General features: G+C 74.1%; 11 protein-coding genes. 10 read left to right on the top strand and 1 reads right to left on the bottom strand.

The features are described 5' to 3' along the window. Positions 1-43 precede the first annotated feature (43 nt). Positions 44-1,738 carry an FAD-binding oxidoreductase gene (locus ACFY2K_RS31760; RefSeq protein WP_387716127.1) on the bottom strand — a complete coding sequence of 565 codons (1,695 nt, stop codon included), beginning with the start codon at positions 1,736-1,738 and terminating at the stop codon, positions 44-46. A 782-nt stretch (positions 1,739-2,520) separates the two neighbouring features. On the opposite strand from ACFY2K_RS31760, the gene ACFY2K_RS31755 reads away from it, so the two are divergent. The 10 genes from ACFY2K_RS31755 (at position 2,521) to ACFY2K_RS31710 (ending at position 18,505) form a co-directional block, all read left to right on the top strand. Further along, on the top strand, positions 2,521-3,960 hold the full coding sequence (locus ACFY2K_RS31755) for a sugar transferase (protein ID WP_380525012.1): 1,440 nt from the start codon (positions 2,521-2,523) through the stop codon (positions 3,958-3,960). A 79-nt stretch (positions 3,961-4,039) separates the two neighbouring features. Continuing rightward, positions 4,040-5,356, top strand: coding sequence for a nucleotide sugar dehydrogenase (locus ACFY2K_RS31750; RefSeq protein WP_380525013.1), 1,317 nt, complete (start codon positions 4,040-4,042; stop codon positions 5,354-5,356). Between the two features lie 4 nt (positions 5,357-5,360). Next, positions 5,361-6,620 (top strand): glycosyltransferase family 4 protein, encoded by a 1,260-nt coding sequence (locus ACFY2K_RS31745; protein WP_387716124.1) that lies wholly within the window; start codon positions 5,361-5,363, stop codon positions 6,618-6,620. Further along, the gene (locus tag ACFY2K_RS31740) at positions 6,617-7,996 is read left to right on the top strand and encodes a Wzz/FepE/Etk N-terminal domain-containing protein (RefSeq protein ID WP_387716122.1); all 1,380 of its coding nucleotides are present in this window, start codon (positions 6,617-6,619) and stop codon (positions 7,994-7,996) included. Before ACFY2K_RS31745 ends, ACFY2K_RS31740 begins: the two co-directional genes overlap by 4 nt. 5 nt (positions 7,997-8,001) lie before the next feature. Further along, positions 8,002-9,537, top strand: a complete 1,536-nt coding sequence (locus ACFY2K_RS31735; RefSeq protein ID WP_387716120.1) for a Wzz/FepE/Etk N-terminal domain-containing protein — start codon at positions 8,002-8,004, stop codon at positions 9,535-9,537. 3 nt (positions 9,538-9,540) lie between these two features. Then, a complete protein-coding gene (asnB, locus tag ACFY2K_RS31730; RefSeq protein WP_380532147.1) occupies positions 9,541-11,460 on the top strand; it encodes an asparagine synthase (glutamine-hydrolyzing) in 1,920 nt (639 codons plus the stop codon). A 27-nt stretch (positions 11,461-11,487) separates the two neighbouring features. Then, on the top strand, positions 11,488-13,689 hold the full coding sequence (locus ACFY2K_RS31725; protein ID WP_380592540.1) for a bi-domain-containing oxidoreductase: 2,202 nt from the start codon (positions 11,488-11,490) through the stop codon (positions 13,687-13,689). A 2-nt stretch (positions 13,690-13,691) separates the two neighbouring features. Beyond that, positions 13,692-15,665, top strand: coding sequence for an alginate lyase family protein (locus ACFY2K_RS31720; RefSeq protein WP_380592550.1), 1,974 nt, complete (start codon positions 13,692-13,694; stop codon positions 15,663-15,665). Positions 15,666-15,681: 16 nt separating this feature from the next. Further along, complete coding sequence (locus tag ACFY2K_RS31715) at positions 15,682-17,211, top strand: right-handed parallel beta-helix repeat-containing protein (protein ID WP_380592538.1); 1,530 nt, start codon at positions 15,682-15,684, stop codon at positions 17,209-17,211. A gap of 1 nt (position 17,212) precedes the next feature. Next, a complete protein-coding gene (locus ACFY2K_RS31710; protein WP_380532156.1) occupies positions 17,213-18,505 on the top strand; it encodes an O-antigen ligase domain-containing protein in 1,293 nt (430 codons plus the stop codon).

Genomic DNA, 18,505 nt, shown 5'->3' with positions numbered 1-18,505 from the left:
GGAGTCCGGCCACTTCGCCAGTCCGGCCACTCCGCGAGTCCGGCTACTCCGGGAGTTCCACCGAGAGGGCGTGCCGGAACACGTTGCGCGGGTCCCAGCGGGCCTTGGCCCGTTGCAGGCGCGGGTAGCCGCCCTGGTAGTAGAGGGTGTGCCAGGGGACTCCGGAGGTGTTCCAGGCCGGGTCGGCGAGGTCGGCGTCCGGGTAGTTGATGTACGAGCCGTCGCTCACCGCGCCGGGGACGGGCACGCCGCCGGTGTCCCGGTAGACCTCGCGGTAGAGCGCGCGCACCCAGGACAGGTGGGCGTCGTCGTCCTTCTCCTCGGCCCAGACGCTGTGGTAGACGGCCTTCATCACCACGTCGCGCTGGGCCACCGCGGTGGCGCCCGGCTCCACCGCGCGGACCTGGCCGCCGTAGCCGACCACCAGCATGCCGCACCCGGAAGTGCCGGTGTCATTGGTCAAGTGGCGGTAGACCGTTGAGAGTTGGTCGTCGGTGAAGGAGCGTCTGAGGTAGCCGGCCTTTCCCTTGTAGCGGCGGGTGACGATGTCGCCGGCCTCGCCGTTGCCCGGCCAGGTCATCGGGTAGAGCCAGGGGACGGTCGCGCTGCCGCCGCCGAGGTCCAGGCCGGTGCCGGCGTTCACCCGGCCGACGAAGTCCTTGACCAGGTCGGCCGCGCCGGGGAGCCCGGCGTCGATCTGGACCACCATGGAGAACTTGGCCGCCGAGCGGTGGGTGAGTTCCAGGACGGCGTACAGGCCCGCCTCGGGCGCGCCAGGATCGCTGTGGCGTTCGTGCCAGGTGCAGAAGTTGCGCAGCAGGGTGGTGAACGCCCGCTCGGTGGTGCGCTCCTCGTCCCAGGTCCACTCCACCAGCGCCTCCAGCATCTCGGCGGGCGCCGGTGGCAGCAGGCGGCACGGGTCGGGCGCCGCCGCGCGGGCCTCGGCGTCGGCCCGCGGCGAGCGCAGCCAGTACCGGGTGACCACGCCGAAGTTGCCGCCGCCCCCGCCGGTGTGCGCCCACCACAGTTCGCGGTTCGGGTCGTCCGGCTCGCGGGTGGCCACCACGGCGCGGGCGGTGCCGTCGCGGTCGACGACCACCACCTCGACGCCGTACAGGTGGTCCACCACCGAGCCGTAGCGCCGGGAGAGCGGCCCGTACCCGCCGCCGACCAGGTGCCCGCCGGCGCCGACCTCCGGGCAGCCGCCGGCCGGCACGGTGACGCCCCAGCCCTTGAACAGCGTCCGGTACACCCGGCCCAGGGTGGCCCCCGGCTGCACCTCGAAGGCCCGGTGCACGGGGTCGTAGCCCACCGCGTCCAGGGGTGAGAGGTCCAGCAGCAGCCGGATCGCCGGGTCGGCGGTGAAGTCCTCGAAGCAGTGGCCGCCGCTGCGCACGCCGATCCGCCGGCCGTCGCGGACCGCGTCCTGGACGGCCTGCACCACCTGCTCGGTGCTGCCGACCACCCGGATCTCCTCCGGGCGGCCGACGAAGCGCTGGTTGTCGCCCTTCACCAGGCTCTCGTAGCGCGGGTCGCCGGGGTGCACGGCGGCCGGGCCGAAGGGTGTCGGGCCCCGGCGTGCGGCTGCCTCCGCGGCCGCCTCCGCCGGTTCTGCCGCGGCCTCCGTCGCCCCGGCGCCGGTGGCGGCCGCCCCGGCGAGTCCGGCGGCCAGGCCCCCGGCCGTGGTGAGCAGGGTGCGGCGGGTCGGCCGCGCGGCAGGTTCCTCACTGTGACTCATCGTCAGCCCCCGTACGGTGAAGCCGGATTGCCCCACGGGCAGGTCGTCCCCTCAGCATGCCCGTACCCACCGGCCCGTGCCCAGGGGTGTGGCCGGACGGCCGGAAGTGGCGCCTGCGGGCCCGCCCGGCCCCCGGTCCGGGGCGGCCCGCCGGGGCTCGCCGGGGGTGCGTCGCAGGTACGTCGGCACAGGTCACGGCAGGGGTCCGGGGTGTCCGGCAACCCCCTGCCGGGCACCGGTAGTTGGGGATGATTTCAAATCTCGAGCACCTGTTTCACACATCCCCCTCATCGGGCGCCCCGGATGCTCTACATTGATTTTCGTGCCGCACGATCGGGCGTGAGGGGTGACACGTGATGATCTACGGATCGGTCGTTGCGGACCGCCGGTAGTCGCGTTTTCCGGCGGCGGGCGGGGGGTGTCCCATTCTCGACGCCCGAGCAGAGGTTCTGAGTGTGGAGAGCAACCGTCGACGTTTTTCCGCGCACTCCGGGAATTCGGCAGGACGTACCGGTCTGCCGGTGCCCGGTGGGAAGTCCGCGTAGCGCCGCAATGGCGGATCCGCCATTTCCGGCGGCGTTGCCGTGCGCGGCCAGGAACGGCGCGACACGGGAGGCAGGGCCTCCCGGGGGGAGGAATCAGGTGCGGGAGGCAGCCGCCTCCCGGGGGGAGGAACCGTGTGGAGCGAGCACGTCGAACCCACTGACGGCCTGGCGGGGGCGGGAGCAGGAGCGGTCGAGCAGAAGGAGGGGGAATTAGTCGGCCGGTTCGCGCCGACCCGGGTGAGCCATCCGGGGAGCGGGAAATTCGGCCGGCCCGAGCGCGATTGGGAGCAGCAGTACCGCCGTACCGTGATCATCAGCGATACGGTGGCCACCGCCTTCGTGGTGGCGGCCATCGGCGGCTTCTTCGGGGTCCGGGACGCGGCCAACTGGCACGAGAAATGGGGAATTCTGGCCTTCGGCACCGAACTGTTGGTGCTGGGGGCGCTCGGGACGACCCGGGCGTGGGCACCGGCGGTTCTCGGCCAGGGGGCGGAGGAATTCCGCCGACTCGGCCGTTCGCTGTTCACGGCCGCCGTCGTCCTGGCGCTCGGCGGGATCGCCCTCTCCTCGCACAACATCAGGCTCTGGATCTTCGTCGCGATCCCGGCGATCACGGTCGTCACCATGACGGAGCGCTACCTGCTGCGGCTGTGGCTGCACGAGCAGCGCAACCGGGGGCGGTGCCTGCGTCCGGTGCTCGCCGCCGGGAGCCCGGCCACCGTGCGCGACCTGATCGCCCGGACCCGCAAGTTCCCGCACCTGGGCTGGCGGGTGGAGGCGGTCTGCACGCCGTACGCGCTGGGCCCCGACGGCGACCGGCTGGACGGCGTGCCGGTGGTCGGCCGGCTGGCGGACGTCGCCAACCACGTCCGGCGGGACGGCTACCGGGTGGTCGCGATCACGCCGGACCCGCACTGGTCGCCGGACCGGCTGCAACGGCTGGCCTGGAACCTGGAGGGCGGCGACGCCGAGATGGTGGTGGCGCCGGTGCTGATGGAGGTGGCGGGACCGCGGCTGCACGTCGACGCGGTGCTCGGCATCCCGATGCTGCGGGTCAGCATGCCCGCCTTCACCGGCGGGCCCCGGGCGGTCAAGGCGGTCGTCGACCGGCTGGGCGCCGCGGTCCTGCTGGTGCTGCTCTCGCCGCTGATGCTGTGCGTCGGACTGCTCGTCGCGCTGGACAGCCGCGGCGGGGTGCTCTACCGGCAGCACCGGGTCGGCAAGGACGGCCGCCAGTTCACCCTGGTCAAGTTCCGCACCATGGTGGCCGGGGCCGACCGGGCCAAGGCCGGGCTGGCCGACCGCAACGAGGGCGCCGGCCTGCTGTTCAAGCTCCGCCGGGACCCCCGGGTGACCAGGGTCGGCGGAGTGCTGCGCCGGTACTCGCTGGACGAGCTGCCGCAGCTGCTCAACGTGCTGGCCGGCTCGATGTCGCTGGTCGGCCCGCGCCCGCCGCTGCCGGAGGAGTCCGCCGCGTACGGCCCGGACATCCGGCGGCGACTGCTCGTCAAGCCCGGGCTCACCGGCCTGTGGCAGATCAGCGGGCGCAGCGACCTGCCCTGGGAGGAGGCGGTCCGACTGGACCTGCGGTACGTGGAGGACTGGTCGCTCGCCCTGGACACGGTGATCCTCTGGAAGACGCTGCGTGCGGTGCTCCAGGGGCAGGGGGCGTACTGATGGCCATTGCTGGGGGGCGTCGTCGCGACGACGCGCGGACGGTCGGCCGTGAGGGCCGGCCCGAGGGGAGGAACGGGTCATGAGGGTCAGCGTCCTGGGGCTCGGCTACGTGGGCTGCGTGTCGGCCGCGTGCCTGGCCAGCCTCGGTCACGAGGTCATCGGCGTGGACGTCAACCAGGTGAAGGTCGACCTGGTCAACGAGGGCAGGGCCCCGGTGGTCGAGGAGCGGATCGGCGAGCTGACCGCCGAGATGGTGCGGTCCGGGGCGCTGCGCGCCACCGCGGACGTCCGCGAGGCGGTCCTGGGCAGCGACGTGTCGCTGGTCTGCGTGGGCACGCCCTCGGCGGCCAACGGCAGCCTGTGCACCACCTACCTGGAGCGGGTCACCGAGCAGATCGGTGCGGCGGCGGCCGAGAAGGGCGGGCGGCACACCGTCGTGTTCCGCAGCACCATGCTCCCGGGCACCTGCCTCGACCTGCTGGTGCCGATCCTGGAGAAGCACCTCGGCGGCACCGCCGGGGTGGACGTCGGGGTCGCGGTCAACCCGGAGTTCCTGCGCGAGGGCACCAGCGTGCGGGACTTCTTCGACCCGCCGAAGACGGTGATCGGCGAGCTCGACGCGGCCAGCGGCGACGTGGTCGCGGCGCTCTACGAGGGCCTGCCGGGCGAGGTGTTCCGGGTGCCCGTCCCGGTGGCCGAGGCGATCAAGTACGCGGACAACGCCTTTCACGGCCTCAAGATCGGCTTCGCCAACGAGCTGGGCGCGGTCTGCCAGGCGCTCGGGGTGGACTCGCACCAGGTGGTCGACGTCTTCCTGGCCGACCGCAAGCTCAACATCAGCCCCGCCTACCTGCGGCCCGGCTTCGCCTTCGGCGGCTCCTGCCTGCCCAAGGACCTGCGCAGCCTGGTGCACGCCGCGCACCGGGCCGACGTCTCGGTGCCGATCCTCTCGCACGTGCTGGCCTCCAACGCCGACCACCTCCAGCGCGCGGTGGAGCTGGTCGAGCGCACCGGCAAGCGCCGGGTGGGCCTGTTCGGCCTGTCCTTCAAGCCCGGCACCGACGACCTCCGGGAGAGCCCGCTGGTCGAACTCGCCGAGCGGCTCTTCGGCAAGGGCTACGACCTGCGGATCTACGACCCCAACGTGCACCTCTCCCGGCTGCTCGGGGCGAACCGGGAGTACATCGAGACCCGGCTGCCGCACCTCGCGCAGCTGCTGGTGCCCTCCGTCGCCGAGGTGCTGGAGCACGCCGAGGTGTGCGTGGTCGGCACCAGGGACGAGGCCGTGCTGTCGGCCCTGCCGCAGGGCGACGGAGCGGTGATCGTCGACCTCGTCCGCCTTCCGGACGCCGAGCGGCGCCGGACCGAACCGGGGTACGTGGGCCTTGCCTGGTGACGCGATGTTCGATGACGCGGTCGGCGACGGGCGGGGACGCCGCGCGCTGATCCTGGTGGAGAACCTGTCGGTGCCGTTCGACCGGCGGGTGTGGCAGGAGTGCACCACCCTGCGCGACGCGGGCTGGCGGGTGGACGTCATCTGCCCGCAGGGCAGCAAGCGGGACACCGAGCCGGAGGCCGTGATCGACGGGGTGCGGATCCACCGCTACCCGCTCCGGGCGGCCACCGGCGGTCCGGCCGGCTACCTGCGGGAGTACGGGAGCGCGCTCTGGCACACCGCCCGGCTGGCCCGCAAGGTCGGCCCGGTCGACGTCGTGCACGCCTGCAACCCGCCCGACCTGCTGTTCCTGCCCGCGCTGTGGCTGAAACGGCGCGGCGCGCGGTTCGTCTTCGACCAGCACGACCTGGTGCCGGAGCTGTACCTCTCCCGCTTCGACCGCGGCGAGGACCTGCTCTACCGGGGCGTGTGCGCGCTGGAGCGGATGACCTACCGGGCCGCGGACGTCGTGCTCGCCACCAACGAGAGCTACCGGGACGTCGCGCTGCGCCGCGGCGGCAAGCGGCCGGAGTCCGTCTTCGTGGTGCGCAGCGCGCCCGACACCGCCCGCTTCCGCCCGGTGCCGCCCGAGCCGGAGCTCAAGCGCGGACAGCCCCATCTGCTGTGCTACCTGGGCGTGATGGGGCCGCAGGACGGTGTCGACTACGCCCTGCGGGCGCTGGCGAAGCTGCGCGACGAGCAGGGCCGGACCGACTGGCACGCGGTGTTCGTGGGCGGCGGCGACACCTTCGACGCGATGGTCGAACTGTCCCGGCGGCTCGGACTCGCCGACCGGGTGCAGTTCACCGGCCGGGTGTCCGACGCCGACCTGGCGCGCTACCTGTCCACCGCGGACGTCTGCCTCTCCCCGGACCCGCGCAACCCGCTCAACGACGTGTCGACCATGAACAAGGTCCTGGAGTACATGGTGATGGGCCGGCCGATGGTCTCCTTCGACCTCCGGGAGGCCCGGGTCTCCGCCGGTGACGCCGCCCTCTACGCGCCCGCCAACGACGAGTCCGAGTTCGCCCGGCTGGTCGCGCAGCTGATGGACGACCCGGAGCGGCGGGCCCTGATGGGCAAGGTCGGCCAGGAGCGGATCAACGGGCCGCTCGCCTGGCGGAACTCCCAGCGGGCCCTGCTCGCCGCCTACGCCGCCGCCTGCGGTGACGGCGCCCCGGCGGCGGGCGGCCGGGGTAGGGCGGGGAGAAGGCAGCGCCGTTGAGCGAGGACACGATCCGCCTGGTCACGATCAGCCGGATCCTCCGTCGGCGGTGGCGGCTGCTCGCCGTCCTCACCGTCCTGGGGGCGCTGGTCGGCTACGGCAGCTCACTGCTGTTCCCGCCGAGCTACACCACCTCGTCGTCCGTGCTGCTGCCGGGGGTCTGGCAGGAGCGCGAGCTGATGACCCAGGCGGAGATCGCGACCAGTTCGGTGGTGGTCGACCGGGCGGCCGCCGCGCTCAAGTGGAGCGGGGTCAACGGCGCCAAGCTGCAGAGCCGGGTGAGCGCCACCGCCGCGGACGGGAACATCATCAAGATCTCGGGCACCGCGGAGACCCCGGAACGCGCCCAGCAGCTCGCCGACCAGATGGCCAAGCAGTTCGTCGGCTTCGCCGCGCGGATGGCGGGCGACGGCACCGACCCCGAGGCGGCCCAGCCCGAGCAGCTGCGCCAGCTGGTCGTCCAGACCGGCCAGCGCATCACCGACCTGGCCAACTCGGTCGGGCCGGGGCAGACCGTGGAGAGCGTGCAGGTCCGTACCGAGCTGGAGAAGCTGCGCACCGCGCTGCAGGACGCCGTCAAGAAGCTGGACCAGGTCGACCTGGCCGCCAGCAAGGCCAACATGGTCGTCATGGGCACGGCGGCCCGGCCGACCGGCCAGGCACCGCCGACCCGGGTCCAACTCGTCGCCGCCGGCGCGCTGGTGTTCCTCCTGCTCGGGGTGGTCGGGCACCTCACGGCCGCCCGGATGAGCCGTCGGCTGCGCACCGAACCGGAGATCGCCGCCGCGCTGGGCACCGAACTGCTCGGCACCGTCGACGTCCCCGGCGGGCGGGCCGCGCGGCGGTCGGCGGCGCGCGGCCCGCGTGCTCTGCTCCGCCGGGTGCTGGGCACCGACGTCCGGTGGGACCTGCCGACCCCGCACGCCTCCGGCGACGAGGCCGGCCGGCAGCTGCGCTACCGGCGGGTCTGCACCCGGATCCGGGAGCAACTGCCGCCCTCGCGCGGGCTGTTGGTCGTCGTCCCGGAGGGCGACGAGCCGGCCCGCCGGGCCGCCGACCGGCTGGCCGCCGAGGCGGGCGGCGAGCCGCGGCTGCGGGTCGTGGGGGTGCCGGTCACCCGGCCGCTGGTGCCGGACCGCGAGGAGGAGGCCGGCGCCCTGGTCGTGCTCAGCGCGGGCAGCTGGACGGCGGGGGAGCTGGCCGGCCTGGCCGGGGCGTGCGCGGACGCCGAGCACGAGCTGGTCGGCATCGTGGTGGCCGACCTGGTCCAGGGCGGCCCCGAGCGCCCGACCGGCCGCCGTACGGGCGGCGCCGAGCCGGTGCTCGCGGGCGCCGCCGCGGCGCGGTCCGAAGCCGATGACGAAACGGGGGGATGATCGGGGTGACGACGAGTACGACGGGGGAGTCGTCGACCGCCGCTCCACTGCTGGACCTCCAGTCGCTGGTGGTCGCGGTGCGCAGGCGCCGCCGCCTCTGGTGCGCCCTGGCGCTGCTCGGCCTGCTGGCCGGCGCGGCACTGGCCGTCCTGCGGCCGCCGCCGCCCAGCGCGACGGCCAAGGTGCTGGTCGCCCACGCGGCGGACCAGCCGAACGACCCCGGAACGCTGATCCGCACCGACGCCGCCCTGCTCCAGACCACCGGGATCGCCGGCGCGGCGCTGAAAGCCCTCGGATCCGCCGAGAAGCCCGAGGACTTCATGAAGGAGTACGCGGGGGCGGGCCTGACCAACAACCTGCTGGAGATCACCGTGACCGGGAAGAGCGACGCCGAGGCCCAGGCCCGCGCCAAGGCGCTGGCCGAGGCCTTCGTCGCCGACCACGTGCAGCGGATCCAGGAGGCCGCGGACGCCGAGTCCAAGGCCCTGCTCGACCAGCGCGACCGGATGCGCCAGGAACTCGACCAGGTCAACCAGCAGATCGGCACCGGCACGCAGCCGAACGGCGCCAAGGGGCCGGCCAACCTGGAGTCGCTCTACGCCAGCCGGGCCGAACTCACCGCCCGGATCACCGACTTCGGCCAGCGCGCCGCCGAGGCCAAGGTCGGCGCGCCCCGGCTGGTGGCCGGCACCCAGATCGTGGACGCCCCGCACGCGGTGCGGCAGTCGCTGCCGAAGACGGCCGCCACCGATGCCGGGATCGGAGCCGTCCTCGGGCTGTTCCTCGGGATCGCCGTGGCCGCCGTCGGCGCGGTGGTGGCGGACCGCCCGGTGCTGCGCCGGGAGATCGCGGCCCACCTCGGCGCCTCCGTGATCGCGGAGCTGGCGCGGGTGCCGCGCCGCTCGCGCGGCCGCTGGCAGCTGCGCCGGACCAGGGCCGCCCGGGAGCGGGTCACCGCCACCCTGGCCCGCACCGTGCGCGGCTGCGCCGAGCCGGTGTCGCTGCTCGAACTGGGCTGCGCGCACAGCACCGGCGCGCTCGCCCTGGACCTCGCCGGGGCGCTGACCGAGCAGGACGGCCCCGTGGTCGTCGTCGACGGGCTGCCCGGACCGCAGCTCGCCCGGCGCACCGCGAAGCCGGGGGAGCCGACCGTGGTCCGCGGCGAACAGGCCGGGGCCGTTCCGCAGCCGCAGGAGCGCCGGGTCGGCGTCGGCTCGGTGGCGCCCGGCACGGCCTGGACCGACCTGCGGTACCTCGGCACCCGGACGGTGCTCGTCGTCCGGGCCGGGGCCGGCAGCGCCGCCTGGCTGCACACCGTGGCCCGCCAGCTCGCCGAGCAGCGCGTCCCGGTGCTCGGCGTGGTGCTGATCGACCCCGACCCGCGCGACCGCACCGACGGCACCCGCTGGGACGGGCCGCCCGCCGCGCCGCCCGACCGCGACGAACGGCCCGCCCGGCTGATCTGGCTGGGCCGACGGCGGACCGAACGACTACCGGCCTGGACCGCACGGGTCCCGGACATCGACCAGGAGGCGAGGTAGGACATGTGCGGCATCGCAGGAACGTACCGGTGGCCGGACGGGAAGGTCGTGACCGACCTGCTCACCGACACCCTCGCCCACCGCGGCCCGGACGGCGCCGGCCGGTACAGCCACTCCCTCGGCGACGGCGAGGTGCACCTGGGGCACCGCCGGCTGGCCATCGTCGACCTCTCCGGGACGGGCGCCCAGCCGATGGCCAAGGACGGCCTGGTGCTGACCTACAACGGCGAGCTGTACAACGCCCCCGAGCTGCGTGCCGAACTGGCCGCCACCGGGGTGCGCTTCCGCGGCACCTCCGACACCGAGGTGCTGCTGGAGGCCTGGCGGCGCTGGGGCACCGACTGCCTGCCCCGGCTGCGCGGCATGTTCGCCTTCGGGGTCTTCGACGAGCGGACCGGCGAGCTGGTGCTCGCCCGCGACCAGCTCGGCATCAAGCCGCTGTTCCTGCTCCGGCGCGGCGAGGGCCTGGTGTTCGCCTCCGAGCTCAAGGCGCTGGCCGCCGCCACCGGCGGCTCGCTGGAGGTGGACCACGCGGCGATGGTGGCCTCGCTGCTCTACTACTGGGTGCCGGACTCCCGGTGCGCGTACCGCGAGGCGGAGAAGCTGCCGCCGGGCAGCTGGCTGCGCTGCCGGCCCGACGGCCGGGTGGAGCGCGGCCGGTACTGGCACCTGCGGGAGGTCGCCGCCGAGGGCCGGGAACGGGCCCGGGCCGGCGAACTGCCGGACCTCGCCGCGATCGTCGAGGAGTCGACGCGGCGCCACCTGCTCTCCGACGTCCCGGTGGCGACCTTCCTCTCCGGCGGACTGGACTCCAGCTACCTGACCGCACTGGCGGCCCGCGACCGCCCGGGGATCTCCGCCTACACGATCGGCTTCCGCGCCGAGGACGCCAGGTTCGAGGCGATGCCGGACGACCTGCGCTACGCCCGGCAGGTGGCGGCGCAGTTCGGCGTCGACCTGCACGAGATCGAGATCGCCCCGGACGTGCTGGACCTGCTGCCGCGGATGACGTACCACCTGGACGAGCCGATCGGCGACCCGGCGGCCATCAACACCTTCCTGATCTGCTCGGCCGCCCGGGAAGCCGGGGTCAAGGTGCTGCTCTCCGGGATGGGCGCCGACGAGCTGTTCGCCGGCTACCGCAAGCACCTGGCCAACCAGCTGGCGCTGCGCTACCAGCGCGTGCCGCGGCCGCTGCGGCGCGGCCTGTCCGCCGCGGTGGACCGGCTGCCGGTGGCCACCGCCAACCGGGGGCTGCGCTCGGTGCGGTTCGCCAAGCGCTTCCTCTCCTTCGCCGACCTGCCGGAGGAGACGGCGTTCCGGCGCAGCTACACCATGTACGACCGGGAGGAGCTGCTCGCCCTGGTCGACCCGGACCTCGCCGGGACGGTCCAGGACGTGCTGGACGAGCACGCGGACGTCTACCGGGACAACGAGCTCGACGACTTCGTCAACCGGATGTGCCTGGGCGACGCCCGGATGTTCCTGCCGGGCCTCAACCTCGCCTACACCGACCGCTCCAGCATGGCCGCGTCGACCGAGGTGCGGGTGCCGTACGTGGACGTCGAGGTGGTCAGGGCCGCGTTCACGGTGCCCGGCGACCGCAAGATCGTCGGACGCCAGGGCAAGGCCGTGCTCAAGGAGGCGGCCACCTCCGTGCTGCCCCGGGAGATCGTCTACCGGCCCAAGGGCCTGTTCAGCGCGCCGCTGCGGGCCTGGATGAGCCGGGACCTCGCCCCGCTGGTGCGCGAGGTGATCAACGACGGCGAGCTGGTGCGCTCCGGCTTCCTGCGCCGCGACGCACTGGCCCGGCTGGCCGCCGAGGACGCCGCCGGGCAGCAGGACTTCTCCAAGCACCTGTGGCACGTGCTGACCCTGGAGTACTGGTACCGCGGCGCGACCTCAGGCTCCGCCGCCCACTGAACTGCGAGAGAAGCAAGGGGACTTCCGGTGAAACAGGTTGTGCAGAACTACAAGAGCGGCGAACTGTCGGTGCTCGACGTGCCGGTGCCGGGGTGCAAGCCGGGCGGGGTGCTGGTGCGCAGCGCCTTCTCGCTGATCTCCACCGGGACCGAGTTGATGAAGGTGTCCGAGGCCGGGATGTCGATGGTGGGCAAGGCCCGCTCGCGCCCCGACCAGGTGGCCAAGGTCATGCAGAGCGTCGCCACCAACGGCCTGCCCGCCACCTACCGCAAGGTGATGGGCAAGCTGGACTCCTACACGCCGCTGGGCTACTCGCTGTGCGGGGTGGTGGAGCAGGTCGGCGCCGGGGTCGACGACGTCAAGGTCGGCGACCTGGTGGCCTGCGCGGGCAACGAGCACGCGCTGCACGCCGAGCTGAACTGGGTGCCGAAGAACCTCTACACCCCGGTCCCGGACGGCCTCGCGCCGCAGCACGCGGCCTTCGGCACCGTCGGGTCCATCGCCCTCCAGGGCGTGCGCCAGGGCGAGCCGCAGCTCGGCGAGGTGGCGCTGGTGATCGGCCTGGGGCTGATCGGCCAGCTGGTGGTGCAGCTGCTCACCGCCGCGGGCGTCCGGGTGGTCGGGGCGGACCCCGACCCGGTGCGCTGCGAACTCGCCGAGCGGCTGGGCGCGGTGGCCTGCGGCGATCCGGGCTCCGCGGTGGTGGAGACCGCCGTCGCCGAGCTGACCGACGGCCACGGCGTGGACCAGGTGTACCTGGCGGCCGGCGGCGGCAGCAACCAACCCGTCGAGCTGGCCGCGCAGTTGAGCCGGGACCGCGGCCGGGTGGTGGACATCGGCAAGTGCCGCCTCGACCTGCCCTGGAACGCGTACTACGAGAAGGAGCTGGACGTCCGGTTCTCCCGCTCCTACGGCCCCGGGCGCTACGACCCGGAGTACGAGCTCGCGGGCCGGGACTACCCGATCGGCTACGTGCGCTGGACCGAGCGCCGCAACCTGGCCTGCTTCCTCGACCTCGCCGCCCGCGGCCGGGTGGACGTGGCGCCGCTGATCTCCCACATCGCCGACTTCGACGACGCGGTGGAGACCTACCGGCGTTTGAAGGACGGCGAGTTGAAGGCCGTGGCGGTGCTGTTCCAGTACCCGGGCGCCGAGGCCGGGCCGGCGGCGCAGGCCCCGACGCTGGCCGTCCCCGAGGTGCGGCGCCCGGGCCGGGCCGCCGCCCCCGCCCGGCCGGCCGGAACGCCGGTGCGGCTGGCGTTCGTCGGCGCGGGGAACTACGCGACGTCGATGCTGCTGCCGCACCTGGCCCAGCGCGAGGGCGTCGCGCTGTCCACCGTCGTCACCACCACGGCGCTGTCCGCGGCCAACGCCCAGCGCAAGTTCGGCTTCGACCGGGCGACCACCGACCTGGACGCCGTGCTCGGCGACGACTCGATCGACGCGGTCTTCGTGGTCACCCGGCACAGCTCGCACGCCGCACTGACCGAGCGGGCGCTGCTGGCCGGCAAGCCGGTGTTCGTGGAGAAGCCGCTGGCCCTCACCGAGGACGACCTGGCGCGCGTGCTCGCCGCGGTGGAGGAGTCCGGCAACGACCGCCTCCAGGTGGGCTTCAACCGCCGCTTCGCGCCGCTGCTGCGCGAGGCCAGGAGCCACTTCGGAGCCCGCAGCGGCCCGGCGAGCCTGCGCTACCTGGTCAACGCCGGGCGGCTCCAGCACGGCAGCTGGTACCTCCAGCAGGGCACCGAGGGCTCGCGGTTCGCGGGCGAGGGCGGGCACTTCATCGACACGGCGAGCTGGCTGCTGGGCGCCGACCCGGTCTCGGTGTACGCCGTCGCCCCGGCCGGCAACGAGGACCTGCAGATCGTGCTGGGCTACCCGGACGGCTCCACCGCCACCCTCAGCTACGTCACCACCGGCGCGCCCGGCTTCCCCAAGGAGACGCTGGACCTGGTCGCGGACGGCAAGGTGCTCAAGCTCGACGACTTCGTCCGCGCCTCGGTGCACTTCAGCGGCACGGCCGGACGCAAGCGCTGGGTCAGCTCCCGGCTGCCGAAGGCCCGGGACAAGGGCCAGTCCGCCGAACTGGCCTCGTTCGTCAAGGCGGTGCGGACCGGCGGGCCGATGCCGGTACCGCTGGAGTCGCTGGTCGCCACCACGGCGGCCACCCTCGCCGTCCAGGCCGCCCTGTCCGGCGGCGCGCCGGTGACCCTGGCGGGGCCGAAGTGACCATGAGTCCGGGCTGGTACCTGCGCCGGCTGTCCCGGATGGGACCGCAGGAGGTCGGCGGCCGGGCCGGCGACGTGCTGCGCCGGCGGCGGTGGCGCGCGGCGCCGCCGAGCGCCCCGGCCGTCACCGGCGCCCGGTTCACCGCCGTTCTGCCCGCCGGGGCGCTCGCCGCCGTCCCGGCGGACGCCGCCAAGCGGCTGGTCGCCGCGGCGGACCGGCTGATGGACGGGCACGCCGAGTACTTCGGGGTGGAGCGCGCCGACCTGGCCGCCCCGGACTGGTGGCTCGACCCGAAGACCGGCCGACGCGCCCCGGACGGCTACGCCTTCGACCTGCCCTACCGGGAGGAGGACGCGGTCGGCGACATCAAGCAGATCTGGGAGCCGTCCCGGCACCAGCACCTGACGGTGCTCGCCGCCGCCTACGCGCTGACCCGCAACGAGCGGTACGCCGAGCGGGCGGCCGAGCACCTGCGGTCCTGGTGGCAGGCCAACCCGCCGCTGCGCGGCGTGCACTGGATCAGCGGCATCGAGCTGGGCATCCGGCTGCTGTCCTGGGTGTGGGTCCGCCGGCTGCTCGACGGCTGGCCCGGCGCGGCCGGGCTGTTCGAGGACAACCCGGTGGCACTGGAGCAGATCTGGCACCACCAGCACTGGCTGGCCGCCTTCCCCAGCCGGGGCTCCTCGGCGAACAACCACGTGATCGCCGAGGACGCCGGGCAGTTCGCGGCGGCCTGCGCGTTCGACTGGTTCCCCGCCTCGGAGCGCTGGCGCGCCGACGCGCTGCGCTCGCTGGAGCGGCAGCTGCGCGCCAACACCTTCCCCTCCGGGCTCAACCGCGAACTGGCCACCGAGTACCACGGACTGGTCCTGGAGCTCGGCCTGGCCGCGGTGGCCGAGGCGGACGCGGCCGCCGTGCCCGTCCCCGGGACCGTCCGGCTGGTGCTGCTGCGGATGACCGACGCCCTCGCGGCCGTGGTGGACGAGCGCCTGCGCCCGCCCCGCCAGGGGGACGCCGACGACGGGCACGGCCTGGTCCTGGACGGCGCGGGCAGCGACCGCTGGGCCTCGCTGCTGGCCACCGGGGAGGCCGTGTTCGGCCGGCTCCCCTGGTGGCCGGCGGTGACCGGCACCGATGTGCGCACCCCGCTGCTGGCCGCGCTGCTGCGGCCGTACGCCCAGGACGGCACGGTGGCCCGCCCGGCGGCGCGGCCGGTGCACCTCCCGGACGCGGGCATGACGGTGCTGCGGGCCCCGGCGTGGAGCGACCCCGGGGAGAGTCGTACGGGCGAGATCTGGTGCCGCTGCGACGGCGGCCCGCACGGCTTCCTGTCCATCGCCGCGCACGGCCACGCCGACGCGCTGTCCGTGGAGGTCCGCTACGAGGGCGTCGACGTGCTCGCCGACCCGGGGACGTACTGCTACCACGGGCAGCCCGAGTGGCGGCGCTACTTCCGCTCGACGCTGGGCCACAACACCCTGGAGCTGGCCGGCACCGACCAGTCCGTCCCCGGCGGCCCGTTCCTGTGGACCAGGCACGCCCGCACCCGCGTCCTGGTCGCGGACACCTCCGACCCGGCGGTGGCCCGCTGGTGCGCCGAGCACGACGGCTACCAGGAGACGGTGCACCGCCGCCGGGTGGAGCTGACGGCCGCCACCCGGGAGCTGCGGGTGGTCGACCAGGTGCGCGGCCCGGCGCGGGTCGTACGCCTGGCGTTCCACCTCGGCCCGGCGGTCAGCGCCGAACTGACCGGCCACCGGGCCGTGCTGACCTGGACCAGGGACGGCCAGGACCGCTCCGCGGTGCTCGACCTGCCCGGGCAGCTGGCCTGGCGGGCGCACCGCGGCGAGAGCACGCCGCCGCTGGGCTGGTACTCGGCCGGCTTCGGCCGCAAGGAGCCCGCCACCACGCTGATCGGCACCGGAACCGCCGACGGCGAGCGGGAGTTCATCAGCGTCCTCGGGTTCCGGGGCTAGCGGGAGGATGGGGACGGTGGGGATCACCAGGTGGCGCCGGGCGGCGTCGGCCGCGTCGGTGCTGGTGCTCGCGCTGCTGGCGGCGGCGGGCTGCACCAGCACGTCGGACGCCCCGGCGGAGCCGACCGCCCCGCCGTCCCCGGCCACGGCGGTGGCCCGGGTGTGCGACCACACCGAGGCCGGGCCGGCCACCGCGCCCGCCGGCGCGGTGACGGTCGACCCCGAGGTGGTCAACGACCTGGCGGCGAAGACCAAGGCCAGCCCGCCGAACACCACGTTCTGGCTCGGACCGGGGACGCACAGCCTCGAAGCGGACCGCTACGCCCAGGTCGTCCCCAAGGACGGCGACAGCTACCTCGGCGCGCCCGGCGCGGTGCTCGACGGCCACGGGACCAACCAGTACGCCTTCGGCGGCGGCGCCGGGAACGTCACCCTCCGCTACCTGACCGTGCAGGGCTTCGTCGCCCCGCAGAACGAGGGCGTGGTCAACCACGACTCGGCCGACGGCTGGGTGATCGAGCACGCGACGATCCAGCGCAACTCCGGCGCCGGGCTGATGGCGGGCGCCCACCAGAAGGTCCGCGCCAGCTGCCTGCGCGGCAACGGGCAGTACGGCATGAACGCCTACAAGTCCGGCGCGCCGCTGGGCGACCTGCTGGTCGAGGACAACGAGATCACCGGCAACGACACCGACCAGTGGGAGAAGCGCCAGCCCGGCTGCGGCTGCACCGGCGGCGTCAAGTTCTGGGCCGTCAACGGCGCCGACGTGCTCGGCAACTGGGTGCACGACAACCGCGGGACGGGCCTGTGGGCCGACACGAACAACAACGACTTCCGGATCGAGGGCAACCTGCTGGAGTCCAACGACGGCGCCGCGCTGATCTACGAGACCAGCTACAACGCCGTCATCCGCGACAACACGATCCGGCGCAACAACTGGGTGGACGGCCGCCGTTCCGCCGACCGCGGCGACACCTTCCCGTTCGCCACCGTCTACCTGTCCGAGTCCGGCGGCGAACCGCGGATCAAGGCCCGCACCGACACGATCGAGATCGACCGGAACACGCTGGAGGACAACTGGTCCGGCATCACCCTGTGGGAGAACGCCGACCGGTTCTGCAATAGCCCGGCCAACACCTCCTCCGGCGCCTGCACCCTGCTGGTCCAGGACACCGCCCGCTGCGCCCGGCCGGGCATCGCCGCCGCACCGCTGTACGACGACTGCCGCTGGAAGACCCAGCGCGTCGACGTCCACGACAACCGCTTCACGCTGGACCCGTCCGTGGTCGGCTGCACCTCGACCTGCGGCCGGATGGCGGTGCTGGCCAACTACGGCACCTTCCCGGACTGGTCGCCGTACAAGGGCGAACCGGTGGCCGACGCCGTCACCGGCAAGCAGCAGAACCGCTGGCACGACAACACCTACGTCGGGCCGTGGAGCTTCGTCGCCCACGACCCGAGCCGCACCCTCGACTTCGAGCAGTGGCAGGGCGCGCCGTACCAGCAGGACCAGGGCAGCACCCTCAAGCCCGGGGCCGGTGGTTGAGGTGGCCGCGACCGCGACCCGCGCCCGGGACCTCACCCGCGAAGGGGGCCCGGCCGGCCCGCCGAGGACCGTCGAGCTGATCTGGGGCCTGCTGATCCTCAACACCCTCGGCTCCGCCGGGGCGCAGACGATCATCCCGCTGCCCCGCTCGCTGATCCAGATGGCCACCATGGGCGCCCTGGTCTCCGCCTTCGCGCTGGCCCTGCTGCTCAACCTGCGGCTGCGGATCCGGCCCAGCGCCCTCCTGTTCCTGCTCACCCTGCTGCTGGTGCTGAGCGTGATCTCCAGCGCCAACCTGCACTCCGGTTACGGCGCGCTGTTCCGCTGCTTCCGGCTGACGCTCTTCGTCGCCACCCTGTGGCTGCTCAGCCGCTGGTGGGACGGCAGCCAGAGCTTCGTCCGGTTCCACATCCGGATGTACTTCGTGGTGCTGGTCTCGGTGGCCGCCGGCCTGGTCGCCTCACCGGGCGCGGCCTTCCCCGACGTCTACGGCGGGCGGCTGGTCGGCGCGCTGTGGCCGCTCACCCCGCCGCAGATCGGGCAGTACGCGGCGGTGATCATCGGGCTCACCGTGCTGCTCCTGCTGGACCGCCGCACCACCGGGGCGAGCGCGGCGACGATCATCGTGCCCTCGCTCGTCCTGCTCGCACTGACCCACACCCGCACCGCCACCATCGGACTGATCGCCGGACTGCTGCTGGCGATCGGCTCGCTGCTGCTGACCAGCGCCGCCGCCCGCCGGCTGTTCAGCTGGGCGGTGCTGCTCGCCACCGTGGTCGGGGTCGGCCTGAACTCCCTGCTCCAGGCCTGGTTCCTGCGCGGCCAGACCCAGGAGAACATCTCCAACCTCACCGGCCGCGCCAAGGTCTGGGACGCCCTGCTGGCGGCGCCCCGGACCACCGTCGAGCAGGTCTTCGGCATGGGGCTGGGCGACAAGTCCTTCGGCGGGCTGCCGATCGACAACAGCTGGCTGGCCGTCTACAACGAACAGGGCCTGGCCGGGGTCGCCGTGGTGGCCGTGGTCTTCGTGGTGCTGGGCGGCGTCGCGCTGCTGCGGCCGCCCTCGCTCGCCCGGGCCGGTGCGATCTTCCTGATCGGCTACTGCGCGATCGCCTCGTACACCGAGGCCGGGCTGGGCGACGCCTCGCCGTACCTGCTGCACCTGACCGTGGCCGCCTCGCTGCTGGCGGCGCCCGCCGGGCCCGCCGCCCTCGCGCCGCCCGCCCTCCTCCCGACCCCTGCTGCTCCCCGGCGGCGCACCGCGCCCCGGGCCCGGCGAACGGAGCTCACCTGA

The organism is Kitasatospora sp. NPDC001309, assembly GCF_042896295.1.
GTDB lineage: Bacteria > Actinomycetota > Actinomycetes > Streptomycetales > Streptomycetaceae > Kitasatospora.
The sequence above is the reverse complement of the archived record's forward strand: the minus strand, read 5'-3'. Positions and strand labels throughout refer to the sequence as shown.

Excerpts from the sequence above, each read along its gene's own strand:
- ACFY2K_RS31720 (WP_380592550.1), top strand. The coding sequence starts at position 13,692 with ATGAGTCCGGGCTGGTACCTGCGCCGGCTGTCCCGGATGGGACCGCAG.
- asnB (WP_380532147.1), top strand. The coding sequence starts at position 9,541 with ATGTGCGGCATCGCAGGAACGTACCGGTGGCCGGACGGGAAGGTCGTG.
- ACFY2K_RS31750 (WP_380525013.1), top strand. The coding sequence starts at position 4,040 with ATGAGGGTCAGCGTCCTGGGGCTCGGCTACGTGGGCTGCGTGTCGGCC.
- ACFY2K_RS31745 (WP_387716124.1), top strand. The coding sequence starts at position 5,361 with ATGTTCGATGACGCGGTCGGCGACGGGCGGGGACGCCGCGCGCTGATC.
- ACFY2K_RS31760 (WP_387716127.1), bottom strand. The coding sequence starts at position 1,738 with ATGAGTCACAGTGAGGAACCTGCCGCGCGGCCGACCCGCCGCACCCTG.